The following is a 699-nucleotide window of genomic DNA, read 5'->3' on the forward strand; positions in this document are numbered from 1 at the left end:
CGCTCATAATCCTCCCCGCACTCCCGACTACAGAATGCACCGTGTGTTGCTGGCTCAGTCTCACACCATCGGCACATCCCGTTGATGCTGGTTAATGGTGGTTTCCGGTTCTGGAGCGCATGAGATACCGTCAACTCAACGGTATCGTTAGCTGTGTCGATAATATCCATGATGGTTCTCTATTTGTTGGGGTGGGGGTATAGATTTACTGCGAATACGCTTTTTCCATCGCCTATATCATTAATGCTTTTATAAATCTCACCATCAGCTAAATTATATATGGCAATTGGCTCCATATTTTCATATTTGGCCAGACGTTTTAATATTGTAATATAGACATCTAAATCTAATATTATTGTACTGGCACCTTCCGATTTGAATTCCTCGGCTGATTCCAATGTTGTGTTTATTTTCTCAATCACATCTTTGCTCATTTCTGATTCTCCTGCTTGATTATATTTTCCCTACTTGCTTTCCATGCTGCTTGGAATATCTCCCAGTAATTTTGGGCTGGCATATTCCAATATGTTCCATCGTCATATTTACCTAATGAGTCAATTGGATAATTGAACCCATCAACCATGAATTTCTCAAACTCTTCTCTGCATAAATCTGAATTAGTCATTATTATCACCTGATTTAATTTTCTTAACTGGATAATTGCATCCAATCATTTGATGAAGTACCCACGGAGCAAAA

The 699-nt window shown here is 39.1% G+C and carries 2 protein-coding genes; both read right to left on the reverse strand.

Annotated features, from left to right (window positions below; translation table 11 throughout):
* Nucleotides 1–179 precede the first annotated feature (179 nt).
* On the reverse strand, nt 180–434 hold the full coding sequence (locus NXS07_RS20570; protein ID WP_038193683.1) for a hypothetical protein: 255 nt from the start codon (nt 432–434) through the stop codon (nt 180–182).
* Nucleotides 431–625: a phiTE_015 family protein gene (locus NXS07_RS20575; RefSeq protein WP_258087581.1), complete on the reverse strand. Its 195-nt coding sequence runs from the start codon at nt 623–625 to the stop codon at nt 431–433. Before NXS07_RS20575 ends, NXS07_RS20570 begins: the two co-directional genes overlap by 4 nt.
* Nucleotides 626–699 lie beyond the last annotated feature (74 nt).

The organism is Xenorhabdus bovienii (assembly GCF_024721015.1).
Taxonomy (GTDB): Bacteria; Pseudomonadota; Gammaproteobacteria; order Enterobacterales; family Enterobacteriaceae; genus Xenorhabdus; species Xenorhabdus bovienii.